The 16584-nt window shown below is 64.8% G+C and carries 12 protein-coding genes; 3 read left to right on the top strand and 9 right to left on the bottom strand.

The genetic code is table 11. From position 1 onward, the window contains the following. Nucleotides 1-6: 6 nt before the first annotated feature. The 5 genes from amoA to ACPW74_RS11150 are packed head-to-tail and all read right to left on the bottom strand — an operon-like array spanning nt 7 to nt 7676. Nucleotides 7-756 (bottom strand): amonabactin biosynthesis protein AmoA, encoded by a 750-nt coding sequence (gene amoA, locus ACPW74_RS11130; RefSeq protein ID WP_049636230.1) that lies wholly within the window; start codon nt 754-756, stop codon nt 7-9. Nucleotides 757-776: 20 nt separating this feature from the next. Next, nucleotides 777-3878 carry an amonabactin biosynthesis non-ribosomal peptide synthetase AmoF gene (gene amoF, locus ACPW74_RS11135; protein WP_049636231.1) on the bottom strand — a complete coding sequence of 1034 codons (3102 nt, stop codon included), beginning with the start codon at nt 3876-3878 and terminating at the stop codon, nt 777-779. Beyond that, nucleotides 3875-4801, bottom strand: coding sequence for an amonabactin biosynthesis bifunctional protein AmoB (gene amoB, locus ACPW74_RS11140; RefSeq protein WP_049636232.1), 927 nt, complete (start codon nt 4799-4801; stop codon nt 3875-3877). Before amoB ends, amoF begins: the two co-directional genes overlap by 4 nt. A 23-nt stretch (nt 4802-4824) precedes the next feature. Further along, nucleotides 4825-6492 (bottom strand): (2,3-dihydroxybenzoyl)adenylate synthase, encoded by a 1668-nt coding sequence (locus tag ACPW74_RS11145; protein ID WP_049636233.1) that lies wholly within the window; start codon nt 6490-6492, stop codon nt 4825-4827. Then, nucleotides 6489-7676 carry an isochorismate synthase gene (locus ACPW74_RS11150; protein ID WP_049636234.1) on the bottom strand — a complete coding sequence of 396 codons (1188 nt, stop codon included), beginning with the start codon at nt 7674-7676 and terminating at the stop codon, nt 6489-6491. The genes ACPW74_RS11145 and ACPW74_RS11150 overlap by 4 nt, the downstream gene beginning before the upstream one ends. Before the next feature lie 320 nt (nt 7677-7996). Between ACPW74_RS11150 and ACPW74_RS11155 the strand changes: the two genes are divergently transcribed. Both ACPW74_RS11155 and ACPW74_RS11160 read left to right on the top strand, forming a co-directional pair. Further along, nucleotides 7997-8548: a lipoprotein gene (locus ACPW74_RS11155; RefSeq protein ID WP_039038906.1), complete on the top strand. Its 552-nt coding sequence runs from the start codon at nt 7997-7999 to the stop codon at nt 8546-8548. A 146-nt stretch (nt 8549-8694) separates the two neighbouring features. Then, on the top strand, nt 8695-10695 hold the full coding sequence (locus tag ACPW74_RS11160) for a hypothetical protein (RefSeq protein WP_049636235.1): 2001 nt from the start codon (nt 8695-8697) through the stop codon (nt 10693-10695). Nucleotides 10696-10753: 58 nt separating this feature from the next. Here the strand turns inward: ACPW74_RS11160 and glgC are convergent, their stop codons facing one another. Then, nucleotides 10754-12028, bottom strand: a complete 1275-nt coding sequence (gene glgC, locus ACPW74_RS11165) for a glucose-1-phosphate adenylyltransferase (protein WP_049636236.1) — start codon at nt 12026-12028, stop codon at nt 10754-10756. 188 nt (nt 12029-12216) lie between these two features. Here glgC and ACPW74_RS11170 point away from each other — a divergent pair, with 188 nt between their 5' ends. Beyond that, on the top strand, nt 12217-13854 hold the full coding sequence (locus ACPW74_RS11170; protein ID WP_049636237.1) for an EAL domain-containing protein: 1638 nt from the start codon (nt 12217-12219) through the stop codon (nt 13852-13854). Here the strand turns inward: ACPW74_RS11170 and ACPW74_RS11175 are convergent. The 3 genes from ACPW74_RS11175 to ACPW74_RS11185 form a co-directional block, all read right to left on the bottom strand. Beyond that, on the bottom strand, nt 13817-14311 hold the full coding sequence (locus ACPW74_RS11175) for a hypothetical protein (RefSeq protein WP_010674428.1): 495 nt from the start codon (nt 14309-14311) through the stop codon (nt 13817-13819). The genes ACPW74_RS11170 and ACPW74_RS11175 overlap by 38 nt on opposite strands. A gap of 147 nt (nt 14312-14458) precedes the next feature. Continuing rightward, nucleotides 14459-14821 (bottom strand): DUF2750 domain-containing protein, encoded by a 363-nt coding sequence (locus tag ACPW74_RS11180; RefSeq protein ID WP_010674427.1) that lies wholly within the window; start codon nt 14819-14821, stop codon nt 14459-14461. A 123-nt stretch (nt 14822-14944) separates the two neighbouring features. Beyond that, on the bottom strand, nt 14945-16573 hold the full coding sequence (locus ACPW74_RS11185; protein ID WP_049636238.1) for a methyl-accepting chemotaxis protein: 1629 nt from the start codon (nt 16571-16573) through the stop codon (nt 14945-14947). Between the last annotated feature and the right edge of the window lie 11 nt (nt 16574-16584).

The following is a 16584-nucleotide window of genomic DNA, read 5'->3' on the forward strand; positions in this document are numbered from 1 at the left end:
CAAGCCTCAGGCACTCAGGGTGGCGCCGCCGTCGACGACCAGATCCTGCAGCGTGATGTGGCTGGCCAGATCCGAGGCCAGGAAGAGGACGGTATGGGCGATCTCCGCCGGGGTGGCTACCTTGCGCAGGGGGATGCCGAGCTTGAACTGCTCCGGCAACCCGGCAATGGTGCGGGCCATGGCCTCCTCGCTTGGCAGCATGCCACGCAGCATGGGGGTATCCGTCGAGCCCGGCGACACCAGGTTGGCGCGCACGCCGAAGGGGGCCAGCTCCAGCCCCACCGTCTGGGTCAGGCTGGTGACCGCCGCCTTGGAGGCGCAATAGGCCGCCATCTGCATGCGCGGCACATGGGCCGCGTTGGAGCCGATGGTGACGATGGCGCCGCGCCGCTGCCCCTTGAAGTGGGGCACCAGGGCCCGCAGCAGGTAGAAGACCCCGCTGGCGTTGACCGTCATGCAGTCGTGCCAGTCGTCATCGCTTAAGGTTTCGGTAGGACCGAGGCGCAGCACCCCGGCCCCGTTCACCAGCACATCCAGCCCGCCGTCCGCCAGCAGTGCCGCGCAGCAGGCGTTGACCGCCTTCGAGTCGCCAATATCGAGCAGCAGGGTGGCATAGGGGTAGCCTGCTTCGGGAAACGCCAGGTCCAGCCCCACCACACAGGCGCCGGCCGCCACGAACTGCGTCGCCACCTCGCGGCCGATGCCGCGCCCGGCTCCGGTCACCCAGACCCGCTTGCCAGTGAAATCAAAGGCCATTGCTTGTTGCTCCTTATCCATCACCACACCATCTCCACGCTCTCTTCATCTTCGGCAAGCAGGCCGTCGAGGAAACGGCAGAAGTCATCGAGGCGCGGGTGATCGAACACGTCGGAAACCTTGACCTGCACCCCGAACTCGGCGCCGAGCCGGTTGACGATCTGGATGGTCTGCAGAGACTGGCCCCCCAGTTCGAAGAAGTTGTCGGCGGGCGCCATGGTGGCGAGCCCCAGGATCTGCTGCCAGATGGCGCCGACCCGGTTCTCGGTCTCGCTGCCCAGGGTCAGGGCTTCGCCGCCCGCCTGGTAGGCGGCCAGCAGGGCCTTGCGATCCAGCTTGTTGGAGCCGGTGCGGGGCAGCTGGTCATAGTGGCGATAGTCGGTGGGGATCATGGCGGCAGGCAGCACCCTGGCCAGCTGCGCCTTGATGACCCGGCTGTCGCGCTCCGGCCCCGCCACGAAGGCCACCAGCCGGCGCACGCTGCCGATGCTCACCCCCTGCACGCACGCCTCGTCCACCCCGGGCAGGGCCAGCAGCTGGGCCTCCACCTCGCCGGGCTGGATGCGATAGCCGCTTATCTTGAATTCATTGTCGCGCCGACCGAGGTAGACCAGCCGGCCGGCCACCAGGCGCACCCGATCGCCGGTGCGATAGACGGGCATCAGCTCCGCGCCAACCCGCAGGGTGCCAAAGCTCCCTTGCACACCGCCCACGTAACCATTGGCCAGTTGTGGGCCGAGCAGCACCAACTCTCCTTCCTCGGCAGGTTGCTCCCCCGCCCCCAGAATGAGCGCCTGCATGCCGGGCAGCGGCAGGCCGATGGGCAACTGGGCCTGGCTCGGGTCTTCCTGTTGCAGCTCCTGGGTGGTCACCACCACAGTGGTCTCGGTGGGGCCGTAGGTGTTGAACAGGCGCACATCGGAGCGGCCCTGGCGCTGCCACTGGGCCAGCTGCTCGGGGTAGACCGCCTCGCCGCCGATGATGACGGTGGTAAGCCCGGCAGGAATGTGGGCCTGACCCGCCGTCAGCGCCACCACCCATTCGTTCCAGAACGCGGTGGGCAGGTCGAGGTGGGTGATCCCCATCTGCTCCACCCCGGCCACAAAGGCGGGCATGGATTCGAGCAGGGCGTCGGTGCGCAGTACCAGGGTGGCGCCGGCGCTCAAGGTAGCGAACACCTCTTCGATGCTGGCGTCGAAGTTGAAGGGGGCGAATTGCAGCATCCGCGCCTCTTCATCCAGGTGATAACGGCAGCAGGCGGCGGCGGCGAAGTGATCCAGCGCACCGTGGCTCACCGCCACCCCTTTGGGCAGACCGGTCGAACCCGAGGTGAACATCAGGTAGGCGACGGCGCGGCCGGCGGCCGGCTGGTTGAGCCGATCACCGCTCACCAGATCCCCCGCCAGCAGGGTGCGCCCCTCAAACAGGCTGGCCAGCTTGTGGCGGTACTCGGCCTGGGTGATCAGGGTCTTGACCTCCCCCAGCCGCAGGATATGGCCCTGACGCTCCAGGGGCTGCTCGGGATCGAGGGGCACATAGACGGCGCCCGCCAGCAGCACCGCCAGCTGGGCGAAGATGGCCTGGGGGGTGCGCGCTAGCATGACCCCCACCTTGTCGCCGGGGGCGACGCCTGCGGCCTGCAGGGCGGCCGCCATCTGTTCGGCTCTGGCCAGCAGCGCCTCGTAGCTGAAGCGGACCTCTCCCTGCGCCGTGCTCTGAATCAAGGCAATCTTGTCCGGGGTCTGGGCGGCGAAGTGGCAGAGCGCCTCCAGCACAGGGCGCACCTGGAGAGCTTCATGGGAGGGGCCGGCGATCAGGGCGCTGGCTCGCTGCTCGGCCAGCCAGTCGGCCTTGAGCGTTCCCAGGGTCTGAGCAGGCTCGGCCAGCCAGCGCCCCAGCAGGGCAAACAGGGTATCGGCGATGGCTGCCAGATCTCCCTGCTGGTAGCAGCCGGGGTTGGCGTCCAGATCCAGTCTGGGCTGGCCATCGACGCCGACCTGCACCTCGATGGTGAGATCCTCCACCGGGCCGGCGCTGATGTTGAGAATATGGGCAGATAGCGGCCCGAAGCGGCGAGCGTGATCGAAGGGCATGATGTTGACCAGCGGGCCGAACAGGCGTTTGTCGCCCCCCACCAGGCCAAGGTCGCGGCGCAACAGCTCGTAGCGGTAGTGCTGGTGTTTGCGCACCCCGCGCTTGGCCTTGGCCACGGCGCCGGCGGCCCCCGCCAGACTCAACCCCTCTTCGAGTTCCAGAGCAAGGGGGGTGATGTTCATCTGCATGCAGGGCACGGTCAGCGACGCCGAGCCGATGCGGTTCATCATCATCAGGCCGAGCAGGGTCTTATCCTGGCCGCTCGACAGCGACAGCTGGGCAGAGATACCGGCCAGCAGCAGATCGGGCCAGCCCAGTTTGTGCTCGTCGGCAAAGCCGGTCAGGGATTGCCACAGCGCCGCCGGCAGTGGGCGGCTCTCGCGGATAAATTCGGCCGCGATGGGTGCGCGGGTCTCGCCAAAGGACTTCACCTCGGGCCAGCCTTGCAGCTGCTCCTGCCAGAAGGCGCGGGCGGCGTCGTTCTTGCCGCTCTGCTCGCGGCTCGCCTCTTCTGCCAGCACTTCAGCCAACGAGCCGAAGGGGGATGGGGAGTTCATCTCACCGGCCAGCCCCTCTGCATACAGTTCGGCGATGCGCTGGAACAGCAAGGTGGTGCCAAAGCCGTCGAGGGCGATGTGGTGCACGCAGCTGTAGAGATAATCGCGGCCGGGGCCGCGCAGCAGGGCGAAACGGCAGGGTGCCTCTTGGGTCAGCTCGAACGGGCGGCGCAGATCGGCCCAGGCCCAGGCGCGGGCCAGCGTCTCGTCATCGTGCTCGAGGGAGACCTCTTCATAGGCCAGGGGCAGCTCATGCGAGACGAAGCAGACCGCCTCCTTATCGTCTTCGAAGTGGCCCTTGAGCACCTCGCACTCCCCTACCGCCTTGGCAAGGGCCGCGGCCAGCACGGCCGCCTCGACCTTGCCGTCGAAGGCGATGCACTCGGCGGTGTTGAACATCGCCTTGTCGTCGTTCAGCAGATGTCCGGACCAGAGCCCCTGCTGGGGGATGGTCAAGGGGAAGCGGTTCATGGGGTCACCTCCAGCGCCTGGGCTGCCAGCCTGGCCTCGATGAGGCGCCACCAGCCGTTGAGGGTCGGCAACTTGGCGAGATCCACGAAGCCGAGCTCGACCCCGGCGGCGCGCCACTCGGTGAGCAGGGCCATGATCCGCACCGAATCCAGACCGTAGTCGATGAGGTTCTCATCGGGGTCAAACTCATCTTCGTCCTCGTCGATATGACTCAGCAGCCGCGCCTTGAGCCCCTCATACGTCAGCAACGGATTGGTCAGCAAGGGATTGGTGGGCTGGGCGGCAGAAGTGGAAGCCGGGGCAAGGGCCAGCACCTCCTCGCAGGGGATCACCTTGCCGCAGCGGGTCGCCACATAGTCGAGCGCCATCTGGTGGTCGGCCTGGGAGAAATCCGCCACCCCGTCCGCCAGGAAGAAGGGCTGGATGTCGCGCATGAAGGCGTCGCAGGCCGTCATCATGCAGCCGATATGGCCGTAGATGCCGCCGATGATCAGCTGATCCCGTCCCAGCGCTTTGAGCATCTGCTCCAGCTCAGAGCGCTGGAAGGCGCTGTAGCGCCACTTGACCAGCACGGTGTCGTCACGCTCCGGGCGCAGAGCGGCCACCACCTGCTGCTGCTCGGGCCGCTTGTTGAGACCCGGGCCCCACATGTCGTTGAGCAAAGCGCGATCTTCAGGGGATTGATCCTTGGGCTGGGCGGTGTAGAAGACCGGAATGCCGAGGGCCTTGCACTGCTTGCGCACGGCGGCCAGCTGCTCGGTGAGCGCCGCGATCAGCGGGCTGTTTTCGCCATAGAAGGCGGTGAAGTACTCCTGCATGTCGTGGATCAGCAGGGCGGCGCGTTTGGGATCCAGAGACCAGTCGACCTTGTTGGCCTTCCACTGGCTGGGCATGGCGTAATTGTTCAGGGTTGGGATAGCCATAACGTCATGATTCCTTTTTAGTTTTATGCTGTTGTCAGGGGTTTGCTGGCGGCGATGGCGTGCGCAATGCGCGCCCGCAGCCCCTGCTTGTCAATCTTGCCCACCGCCGTCATGGGCAGGGCGTCCAGGGTTTCGAAACGGTCGGGCAACTTGAAGTCCGCCACCCCGCGCTCGCGCAGAAACTTGCGCAAGGCCAGCGGCTTCAAGGCGGGATCCGTGCTGACGATAAAGGCGCAGCTCTTCTCCCCCATGGCGCTGTCAGGCATGGAGACCAGGGCCGCATGGGTAATGGCCGGATGGTGCAGCAGCTGGTTTTCCACCTCTTCCGCCGCGATCTTCTCGCCGCCCCGGTTGATCTGATCCTTCTGCCGCCCCACCACGGTGAGGTAACCATCGGCATCCTGTACCACCAGATCGCCGGAGCAGTAGAAACCCTCGCTATCGAACACCCGGGCGTTGTGGGCCGGGCTCTGGTAGTAGCCGCGGAAGGTATAGGGGCCACGGGTGTGCAGGGCGCCAGGCTCGCCGGGGGCAACCGGATTGCCCGCCTCATCGAGGATGCGCACCTCGTCGTCCGGGCTCATGGGGCGGCCCTGGGTGTGAATGATCTTCTCGTCGGAGTCGTCCAGCCGGGTGTAGTTGACCAGCCCCTCCGCCATGCCGAACACCTGCTGCAGCCGGCAGCCAAGCAGCGGCCCAATCTTGCTGGCCACCGCCTCCCCCAGCTTGGCGCCGCCCACTTGCAGCAAGTCGAGGCTCTCGAGCTGAATGCGCGCAGTGGGGTCCGCTTCCGCTGCCTGCAGCCAGAGGGAGACCGCCGGCGGCACCAGCGAGGTGAGGTTGACCCGGTGGCGGGCGATCAGCGGAAAACAGCTGATGGGGCTGGGGTCGGGGGCGAGCACCACGGTGCCGCCTGCCTCGAACACCCCCAGGGCGCCCGGGGAGCTCAGGGGGAAGTTGTGGGGCGCCGGCAGGGCGCACAGATAGCGGGTATGGGAGCCGAGGCCGCAAATTTCGTTGCTGCGGCGCACGCTGTACAGGTAATCGTCATGGGTGCGCGGGATGAGCTTGGGGGTGCCTGTGCTGCCACCGGAGAGCTGGAAGAAGGCCACCTCGTTCGCCGGGGTCGGGGCAAAGGAGACGGACGGGGAGCCCCCCTCATCCCCCTCGCCGAACCAACGGGTCAGCCCCAGCGCCCCTGCGTCACCATCCAGCAGCACCAACTCGGCGCCGATGCTTGCCAGCAGCTCGCTCTCGCGCCCCTTGCTCGCAAACAGTGGATGGGTCAGCGAGCCGATAAAGAGGCTCGGTGTGATCTGCTCGGCATAAGAGAGGAGTTCCAGCCGGTTGTGGCTAAAGAGCGCGTTGACCGGCGCAATACCGGCCTTGAGCAGGGCGAAGAACACCAGATAGAACTCGGCCACATTGGGGAGCTGCACCAGTGCGGTGTCCCCCACCCCCAGGCCGTGGCGGGCCAGATTGGCGGCCAGCCGGCTCGAGGCGGCGTCCAGCTCACGATAACTGAAGCGCCGCTCGCCGCAGAGGATGGCCTCGGCGTCGGGGGCCAGCTCGCACTGACGCGCCAGCATGGCGGTCAGCGGCTCGCCGCGCCAATAGCCCTTGGCGCGGTACAGCTGGGCCAACTCTTCGGGCCAGCGGGTATAGGGCAGGAAGCGGTTGGTATCGCTCATTGCGCCACCTCCAAATCCAGGCCCAGTGCCTTGAGCATGGTGCCCAGCTTGGTGCCGGTCTCGGCCCACTCCATGGCGGGATCCGAGCCCGCGACGATACCGGCGCCAGCAAACAGCTCCACCTGATGGCCATCGAGCACGCCGCAGCGGATCACCACGGCCCACTCGCCGTTGCCCTGGCTGTCGCACCAACCGACGATGCCGCTGAACAGGGCGCGCCGGAAGGGCTCCTGCTCGCGGATGAACTGGCGGGCCAGATCAGTGGGATAGCCGCACAGGGCCGGGGTGGGATGCAGCTGGCAGGCCAAGGAGAGCACCGATGCCTCGCCGCCATTGAGCCGCCCGGCGATGGGGGTGCCCAGATGCCAGAGGGTATCCGTGCTCATCAGCGAGGGATGAGCGGGGATCGCCAGCTCGCGGCAGTGGGGGGTCAGCACCCGGCGGATCTCGTCGATCACCAACTTGTGTTCATGCTGATCCTTGCGAGAAGCCAGCAGATCCCGGGCCACCATCTCGTCTTGCGCCGGCTCGCTCGCCCGTCTGGCGGAGCCCGCCAGCGGATGGGTGAACACCTCTCCCCCGCTGACCCGCAGCAGCAGCTCGGGGCTTGCGCCCAGCAGGCGGCGGTCCTGGCCGAGCGGCAGGGAGAAGTGGAAGGCGTGGGGATTCTGGGCCATCAAACGGGCCATCACCTGCTTAGGATCGGCAGGCTGGTGCAGGGTAAGGGTGAGTTTGCGCGACAACACCACCTTGGCGAGCCGGCCTTGTGCAAACGCATCCAGCGCCGCGCTGACCGAGGCCTGAAATTCGCTGGCCGGCGGGGTGCTCTGCACCGAGATGACCCGGTTGGCCTCGGGGGCCTGCTCAGCCGCTGTCACCGATGACGGCTCTGTCGGGGCCAGTTTCTCGCCCCGCTTATAGCTGCCGGGCACATAGAGGCAGGAAGCCTCTGCCGGGTCGAACGCAAAAGCACCGATGAGCAGGGGGTTGCTCTGGCCGGCAGCCCTGGCGGCATCGAGGGCCAGGGTTATCTGCTGTGCCAGCAGGGGCCACTCGCAGGCGGGGGTGGTGATGGGTTGCCCCAAGTCAGTGGCACTGATCGTGCCCTGACACGAGGTAAACAAGAAATCAGGCGACATCTTCGCCTCGGCAGGTGCGCCATTTTCCATTACTCGAGTCTTCACATCATACCCTCAAAGAAGATTCAAAATGATAATGATTATCAGTTTGACTTTGTGCGGCGGTAAAATACTCGCTTTGAAATCGCGGGGTCAATGGGATTTTGCATCGTTAAAACAGGAGCTTGTCTGTGGGTATGTCGGGGATGACGCCAGGGCGGGCCTGCTGGCGGTGAAGGGAAATAGCTACTCGAATGAAAACGGATTGCCATCCCCATATGGGGGATGCGACAGAAACCGGTCAGGGCGGCCCCACTGGCGGCCAACCCGCTTTGCCTCTAAGATGGCGCCACCTCTTGTGACAGCCCCGAAAATGGAACCCTCCCATGTTGAAACACCTGCTTCTGCTTCCCTTCGCCCTGCTGCTGGCGGCCTGCTCGCTGACCCAGTACAGCGTCAGCGAAGGGGAGATCAACCAGTACCTCAAGGAGCGAGTCGCCTTCGAGAAACAGCTGGGGATCCCCGGCATCATGTCGAGCAAGATCCGACTCGATGACATGCAAAGCCGCATCGGCCGCAGCCAGGCCGACAAGGTCGAGCTGGATGCCGCCGGCGAGCTGCAGGTGGCGAGCCCCCTTGGCAGCCAGCAGATGAAGATCCGCCTCTCCCTGCGGGCACGCCCGGACTATGTGGCCGAGCAGGGCGCCATCTATCTGCGCGATCTCGAATTGCTCTCCGTCAAGACCGAGCCGGCGGACGTGGGCACCGCCCTCTCCCCGCTCTTGCCCACCTTCAACCAGTCCCTCTCCCTGTTCCTCTCCCAGACCCCCGTCTACCGGCTCGATGGCAGCCGCCAGAACGAGGCGCGGATCAAGGAGAAGGTCGAAGCCCTCAAGGTGGAGCCGGGCCGACTGGTCATCCCCTTCAAACTGATGTGACACCTGCCGCCGCGCCTCTCCTCTTCACCCCACCGGGGCGCGGTTTTTTTCTTCTCAAGCCCCGCCCTTTGCCCCATAATGCACACCATTCTCATTTAGATTCATGAGAAGCGTCATAATAAAATCAACAATATGGTGAGAAGGACATGAGAAAAACCGTACTGGTGCAGGCGATCGCCTGCGCACTCCTCAGCAGCGCCGCACAGGCTGCCGTCAAGGTGGAGGACAAGACGTTCAACACCGCCGCCAACATGCTGGCCTACACCGAATTCGAGCTCTCCGGCGAGCCGCTGGCCGAGGCCCTTGGTCTGGATCTGGATGTGCTGGACGCCAACCGCGCCGACGAGCCGACCCCGTTCGACTTCGCCGCCGGCATCGAATCCTATGAATACTCCGAAGAGGCGATGTACGCCCTCAACTACCAGTCCGGCATGGGCCCCCATCTGGTAAACGGGCCGCAAAACCAGGCCCGTGGCGGCACCCTGGCCGACCTGGGCAAACGGGTACTGGCCATGGCCGAGGCCGTCGGCTTCCCCGCCGATGAAATTCCCCAGGGCATGTATCCCCTCTCCCTGCCCTACGCCTCCGCCAACCCGGAGTTCGCCCAGGCCGTAAACGCCACCCCGGTCAACGGTGACCAGATCACCATCAAGACCGCCAAGGGCAACGAGAAGAGCGTCAAGACCCAGGTCCCCGCCTACTTCCGCGACTACGCCACCCTGCGCTGGAGCGGCAGTGACAACCTGCTGGTCCCGGCCGCCGTAGGCGGCATCCTGCTCAAGGAAGTGATGTGGTCCCAGGACTTCCTGGGCGGCATGCACGTAGCCGAGACCGATGAAGAGGTGGAAGCCGCGTCCGCCACCATGGATCAGGACGGCAAGCACAAGCTGGGGGTTTCTGCCGCCGACGGCTTCAACGGCATGATGCTGACCGAGCAGTCCATCGACAAGCTCGCCATCCTGCAAGGTCAGCTCGGCTTTGACGGCAAGACCCTGGGCGCCAAAATCACCCCGCAGTACGATCCGGCCAAGGGGGTTGTCTACTTCCCTCATAAGGTGAAGGTGACCGAGACCAGCAAGAACGACGCCGGTGCCATCGGCAAGCTGGAGGTCGTGGACGGCTCCGCCCAGTTGCGCGACGCCTGGATGCTGCTGTGGCCCCTCTCCGAGTTCTACGCCTTCAGCGATCAGCGCACGGCCAACACCAATCAGAACCCGGCCTTCCACGCCGTGTTTGACGGTGCCCCGTTCGCCGCCGCTCCGGCTGCCAACCAGACCAACGATCTGGGCAAGGCGGTGGCGGGCAGCGATGCCTTCTCCCTGGCCCTGAACCTCTCCAACCTCACCTTCAAGAACCTGCTGGCCCTGCACTTCGAGCCCAAGGCCGGCACCCTGGTCGACAGCTGGCAGGCTGGCAAACAGGCCGGGCACGTCACCACCTTCGACGCCGCCTACGCCCTGGTCGCCCTGCAGATCTTCCAGCGCGCCCAGGATGCGCTGCCGGTGGGTTACGCCGCCGGTGACAATGGCGAGCTGAACCTCAAGACCCCGCAGGGTGAGCAGGCGATCGCACTGGTCCGCAAGCAGGCCGATTTCATCCTCGCCAACCTCAAGGGCAAGAACGGCCTGGTCCATGACGGTCTGACCCTGGGCGGCAAGCTTGACGCCGGTCAGTCCATCGACGCGCAGTTCGCCGCCATCCGCGGCCTGACCGCCGCCTTCCTGGCCACCTCGGATGCCAAGTACCGCACCGCGGCGCGCGAGCTCTTCATCGCCGCCGACAAGGCCTACTTCAATGCCAAGGCCGGAACCTGGCTCGTCGGCAAGCAGGGTGAATACACCCCCTGGACCCAGGCCGCCATCTCCGGCGCCCTGCGCTCTGCCATGCTGAACCTGCGCAACGAAGGGGCCGAGAAGGCACCCGAGCTGGAGCTGGCACAGCTGACCCAGCGCTACGTGAGCTGGTTCCGCGGCACCGTCAACGGCGGCATGCAGATGGCCGAGTGGATCGGCGACTCCGGCGAGAACGTCATCGAGGGTGCCGGCAGCGACACCGACGAAGATGGCGTCCCGCAAGTGACCGCCGCCGGTGGCAAGCATGGCACCGCCATGGTGATGGCCGGCAAGGCCCTGGTCAGCGAGAAATAAATCGACCACCAATAGAAAGGGAGCCCAGGGCTCCCTTTTTTTGTCTGTGTCGACGAGGTTAGCCGAGCTTGGCCAGCATCGGCTTGGTCACCAGCACGATGCCCTGCTCGGAGCGGTAGAAGCGGCGTGCATCCTCGTCGGCGTTCTCCCCCACCACCAGGCCATCTGGCAACACGCAGCCTTTATCCACCACCACACGGCGCAGGCGGCAACCGGCACCTATCTCGACCCCGGGGAAGATCACCGCCTGATCCAGGGTGCAGAAGGAGTGCACCCGCACATTGGTGAAGAGCACAGAGTTCAGCACGAAGGAGCCGCTCACGATGGAACCGCCCGCGAACATGGAGTTGATGGTCATGCCGTGCTGGCCGTTTTTGTCCTGCACGAACTTGGCGGGGGGCGACATGTTCTGGCTGGTCCAGATGGGCCAGTTCTCGTCATAGATGTCGAGCTCGGGCACCACGGAGGCGAGATCCATGTTCGCCTCCCAGAAGGAGTCCAGAGTCCCAACGTCGCGCCAGTAGGGCTTTTGCCCCTCCTTGGCCCCGACGCAGGAGATGGTGAAGGGGTGCGCAAAGGCCTTGCCCTCTCCCACTATGCGCGGGATCACGTCCATGCCGAAGTCGTGCTTGGACTCCAGATTGTGGATGTCCTCCTCCAGCAGCTGATAGAGGTATTCCGCCTCGAAGATGTAGATCCCCATGGAAGCCAGGGAGACCTGGTCATTGCCCGGCATGGCGGGCGGGTTGGCCGGTTTCTCGACGAAGGCGCGGATTTTGCGCTGCTCGTCGATGTCCATCACCCCGAAGGCGGACGCCTCCGCACGCGGCACCTCGATGCAGGCCACCGTCACCTTGGCGCCGAGGCGCACGTGATCGAGCAGCATAGCGGCATAGTCCATCTTGTAGATGTGATCCCCCGCCAGCACCACGATGTACTTGGGACCGTAGTCACGGATGATGTCGACGTTCTGGTAGATGGCATCGGCGGTGCCGCGATACCAGTGCACCTCGTCCACCCGTTGCTGGGCAGGCAGCAGATCGATGAACTCGTTCATCTGATAGCGCAGGAAGGACCAGCCCGATTGCAGGTGGCGCAGCAGGCTGTGGGACTTGTACTGGGTGACCACACCCACCCGGCGAATGCCGGAGTTGATGCAGTTGGAGAGCACGAAATCGATGATGCGGAACTTGCCGCCGAAATGGACGGCGGGCTTGGCGCGGTTGTCGGTCAACTGCTTCAGGCGACTACCACGTCCCCCTGCGAGCACCAAGGCCATACTCTGATTCAATAGTTGCCGTGCTTTGGCTGTGTCTACGGGTTCTTGCAACATATTTACCTCTGCTCTGTTGGGGCTGTTTTCAACCCATCTTCGCTTTTTTTACAGACCATGAAAGTGTTTTCACTCACATTTAGTTGCATTCCGCCGGCGCTTTATCGTGGAGTTGCGTGAGTACTCATGCTTTGTGCCGGCGGCTTGGTTAGAATTTCTACATCATGAACATCATCAAGGATGAAACGATGTTGAATAAACACGAGGGAAATCTGCTGCTGGTCAGCGCCCTGGTCTGCATTCCCATGCTGTTGCTGCAGGGACTCTGGCTTGCGCCTCCGGCCTCCCCCCTCACCCTGCTGCTGGTCCTGATGACCACCCTCATCGGCTTCGCCCTGCTGCTCTTTCTCACCCACAGCGTGCGCAAGGGGGAGCGGGAGAGGCAGGAGCAGCGCTGGCTGCTGGCGCTGCAACAACGGGATCCCGCCATGCTCGACAGCGTACAGGCACAAACGGCTCTGCGCCAGCTCCTTGCGTCCTTCAATGAGGCCGAGATCGATGCCCACCGCCAGATCACCGAATTGCACAATCAGGCGACCCGGGACGAGATGACGGGCCTTGGCAACCGCCACGCCTTCCGGCGCGATCTGACCGAGCTGCTGCAACAGGAAAACACCCAGACCGCCATCCTGGTGCTCATCCGCGCCACCGAGCTCGGGACCCTCAACGCCCAGCGCGGCTTCCAGTCCGGGGATGCCTACATCCGGGACATCGCCGCCCTCATCAGCCACACCGTCAGCCGCTTCCCGGGCCACCGGGTCTATCGCATCTCGGGGGCCGATTTTGCCGTCCTGCTGCCCCCCCTGGCCCAGATCCCGCCCCATCTGCTGGGACGGGATCTGAAGCTCGCCTTCGATCGCTATCAGCACGATCACGAGCTCGAGAGCGCCGCCTACTCGGGCATGACCCGCTTGAGCAGCGAGCAGAAGATAGAGGCCATTCTGGCCCGGGCAGATCTCGCGCTGGCCCGCGCCCAGACAGAGGTGGTCAATGGCTGGGCCATCCAGCAGAACGACGAGGTGGTCGAGGTGCAGGGTCAGCGTCACTGGACCCAGGTGCTGACCGATCTGCTGGAGCAGGAGAGCGTCAACTTCACCTGCCAGCCCATCCAGCCCCTGCATCGCGGCATGCTCGCCTATCACGAGATCTATCCCCGCTTTTGCAGCAGCGACGGCACCGTGCTGCCAAGTGATACCCTGCTCGCCATGGCGCAGCGGCTGGACATGGTACTGCGCCTGACCCAGATGGTGATCCGCCACATCATCCGCCAATACCGCGCCTTCGGAGGCCACAACAGCCGATGGGGTCTCAACCTGCCGGGCTCCCTGCTGCAAAACAGCGCCTTTCTCATCTGGCTGGATCACCAGTTGCAAAAAGACCCCGACATCGGGGCCAACCTGGTGTTCGAGCTCGACGAGGAGCACCTGGAGCGCAACCTGACCGGGTCCAGGCGGCTGTTCGAGCTGCTCAGGCGCCACGGCAGCCGCTCGGCCATCTGCAACTTCGGCAAGGGGATCGGCTCCTTCAGCCTGTTTCGCGAGCTCAAACCCGACTACATCAAGCTGGACCCCGGTCTCATCACCGAGCTGGAGCAGGATCTCACCAATCAGCAGTTCGTGCGGATGATCGTCGACGTCTCCCATCGCATGGGCTGCCTGGTGATCGCAGAAGGGGTGGAACAGATAGGCCAGAAGCAGATGCTGCAGAGCATGTATGTGGACGGCTTGCAGGGCTACCTCATCGCCCGGCCCCAGGAGCTGGGACCGGAGATCGGTCAGATGGGGATCTTCACGGAGACGGTTTCAGCTTCAACAGGGTCAGAATGATGTCGTTGAGCTGGCGATAACGCTCCAGCTCCTTCTGATCGTAACGGGTCGCCAGCATGGTCGGGTTGTGGCGATGCTTGAGGTAGCGGTTGATCTGCAGGCGGTTGAACCCGGCCACCTTGTAGATCTGGCCGAGCAGGGCATTGAGCTCGTCGTCCGCCAGCCCGGCCCGGGTCAGGTAATCGGGTTGGGACGGGCTCTCCTGGCGGGCCGTGACCTTCTCCAGCTGGCCACGCTCCTGCAAATAGGTGAGCCACTGCTCCACGTAGAGCGGCTTGCAGCCCCCCAGCAGATTGAAGTACCCCACGGCATCACAGCGGCACCCGCTCAGCAGCACCAGGGCCAGCTCGTCGCTGTCACACTGAAAGCTCACCGGGCCGCTCTGGCTCCAGTCCAGCGCCTGCACCTGGATCCTCCCCTGCGCCCCCGCCTTCGTGGTCACGTCAAAGACAAACATGGCACCTCCCGATCGGCAAAGGGTTGATGATGACCCATCCCCGGGACGGGTGCAAAGGCAAATCGCCTTTTCATGGCCCATGGCGGCCATAAAAAAACCGGCCCCCCGAAGGGGGCCGGTTCATCACAATCCGGCAGGACGGCAGACTCAGGCGTCCAGTTCCACCAGCGCCTTGGCCAGCTCGATGGGCTCGAGCTCCTGACCTTCCAGATCGGCGTTCCAGTTCGGGCCGACCAGCACGTCGTCCTCGTCCAGATCGTTGATCCAGATGTCCAAGAACTCTTCGAGCTCGATCACTTCCGGCTCGTAATCCGCCCACTCGTCCACGCAGTGCAGGCGGGCATCCCCTTCGGCGGACCAGAGCGGCATCACGTCCGCATCTTCGAACTCGGCGGAGCGGCACACCACCCAGTCTTCACCGTAGCGCAGACCCCACACCTGACCCGACTCGCGGACTTCTTCGATGAACAGCTGGAAATTGGCGTCAAGATTGTCAGTTAGTTTGCTCATGGGGTCTCTCTCTTGCAAAGCAATGGCAGGCTGTCGGCCAGGGCTGGCCGAGAATGGGGCAGATGGTGTCCCAAAAGCCCCCCAGACTCAAGCCTTATCCCGAAAAAGCGGGGATAAAGGCCGTCAGATGCGATATTTCGCCACCAGGGCCCCCAGCTCGTCGCAGGCCAGCGCCAGTTGCCCGGATGCCTGCTCGGTCAGCCGGTTCTGGGCCAGGGCATCCGCCGCCAGCTGGGTGATGGCCACCAGCCGCTGGTTGATCTCCTCCGCCGCCCGGCTCTGCTCCGCCGCCGCCGTGGCAATCTGCCCATTCATGGCAGTAATGGTGTGGACGGATCCATCGATGGCATTGATGGCGACATCCGCATCGCCGGCCCTGTCCGCCGTCGCGCGGGAGAGTTGCTGCAACTGGCTGATGCCGCTGACCACCTTGCCGGCCCCCTCCTGCAGCCGCTGGATCATCTGCCGGATCTCGTCGGTGGAGCTGTGGGTGCGGGTCGCCAGGGTACGCACCTCATCGGCGACCACCGCAAAGCCGCGCCCCTGCTCCCCGGCCCGTGCCGCTTCAATGGCGGCGTTGAGGGCCAGCAGGTTGGTCTGCTCCGCCACCCCGCGAATGACGTCGAGCACGGAGCCAATCTGCTGAGTCTCCTGCTCGAGGCGGCTCACCGCCTGTACCGTCTCCACCATCTCGTCCGCCAGCTGGCTGATGGACTCCCGGGTCTGGACCACCACCTCGCGGCCATGCTGGGCCAGATTGAGGGCCGAGTCCGCCGCGTCGGCGGCCTGGGCCGCGTGCTGGCCCACTTCGCGGCTGCTCACCGTCATCTGCTCCATGGCGCTGGCCACCCGCAGGGTATCCTGCTCCTGGCCGGTGACGATGGCGCCGGTACGCTCCACCACCTCGGCCAGCTGGTGGGCATGCACCCGGTTCTGATCCGCTATCTGCTGGCTGCGGGCCACCAGCTGCGCCATCTGGCTGGCGAAGAGGTTGAAGTTGATGCTGAGCTGGCTCAGCTCGTCACGCCCCGACTCCGGCAGACGTACCCGCAGATCCCCCTCCCCCCTGGCAATGTTGCCAAGGGCCGAGACCGAGCGGGAGAGGGGCACGACGATGCTGCGCACAATGAGGCCGACCACGGCAAACAGCAGGAGGGCCAGCACCAGCCCGATCCCCAGCAGGGTGTGCAGCACCTCCCGGTACTGGGCCTCGACGTCGTCCACATAGACGCCGGTGCCGATGATCCAGTCCCAGGGGGCGAAGCGCTTGATGTAGGAGATCTTGCGTACCGGCTCGTCAACCCCCGGCTTGGGCCAGTAGTAGGCCACCTCCCCCGCGCCCTGGGCCCGCGCCAGATCGGCGAAGGCGACGAACAGCCTGAGCCCCTGCTTGTCCTCCACCCAGGAGAGATCCTTGCCGTCCAGCTCGGGTTTCATGGGGTGTATCACCATGGTGGGGTGGCTGTCGTTGATCCAGAAGTAGTCATCGTTGCCGTAACGCAATCCCTTGATCAGCGCCAGCGCTTCGGCCTTGGCGCTCGCCTCGTCCAGCTCCCCCTTGCGCACCCTGGCTTCCAGCCCCGCCACCAGGCTGTAGGCGGTCTCTACCTGGGCCTGGGTCTGGCGGCTCTTCTCCCCCATCAGCCCCTGCTGATAAATCTGCAGGCAGAAGAACAGCAGCAGTCCCAGCAGCGCCAGCACCATCAGGGTCACCAGCGACAGACGCCGACCGATACTCCATTGTCTCAACATACCCTCGCCCC

It is taken from the genome of Aeromonas sp. INTO2, assembly GCF_049860605.1.
GTDB lineage: Bacteria > Pseudomonadota > Gammaproteobacteria > Enterobacterales > Aeromonadaceae > Aeromonas > Aeromonas caviae.

Coding starts and splice junctions, on each gene's coding strand:
- amoA (WP_049636230.1), bottom strand. CDS start 756: ATGGCCTTTGATTTCACTGGCAAGCGGGTCTGGGTGACCGGAGCCGGG.
- amoF (WP_049636231.1), bottom strand. CDS start 3,878: ATGAACCGCTTCCCCTTGACCATCCCCCAGCAGGGGCTCTGGTCCGGA.
- amoB (WP_049636232.1), bottom strand. CDS start 4,801: ATGGCTATCCCAACCCTGAACAATTACGCCATGCCCAGCCAGTGGAAG.
- ACPW74_RS11145 (WP_049636233.1), bottom strand. CDS start 6,492: ATGAGCGATACCAACCGCTTCCTGCCCTATACCCGCTGGCCCGAAGAG.
- ACPW74_RS11155 (WP_039038906.1), top strand. CDS start 7,997: ATGTTGAAACACCTGCTTCTGCTTCCCTTCGCCCTGCTGCTGGCGGCC.
- ACPW74_RS11160 (WP_049636235.1), top strand. CDS start 8,695: ATGAGAAAAACCGTACTGGTGCAGGCGATCGCCTGCGCACTCCTCAGC.
- glgC (WP_049636236.1), bottom strand. CDS start 12,028: ATGTTGCAAGAACCCGTAGACACAGCCAAAGCACGGCAACTATTGAAT.
- ACPW74_RS11170 (WP_049636237.1), top strand. CDS start 12,217: ATGTTGAATAAACACGAGGGAAATCTGCTGCTGGTCAGCGCCCTGGTC.
- ACPW74_RS11175 (WP_010674428.1), bottom strand. CDS start 14,311: ATGTTTGTCTTTGACGTGACCACGAAGGCGGGGGCGCAGGGGAGGATC.
- ACPW74_RS11180 (WP_010674427.1), bottom strand. CDS start 14,821: ATGAGCAAACTAACTGACAATCTTGACGCCAATTTCCAGCTGTTCATC.
- ACPW74_RS11185 (WP_049636238.1), bottom strand. CDS start 16,573: ATGTTGAGACAATGGAGTATCGGTCGGCGTCTGTCGCTGGTGACCCTG.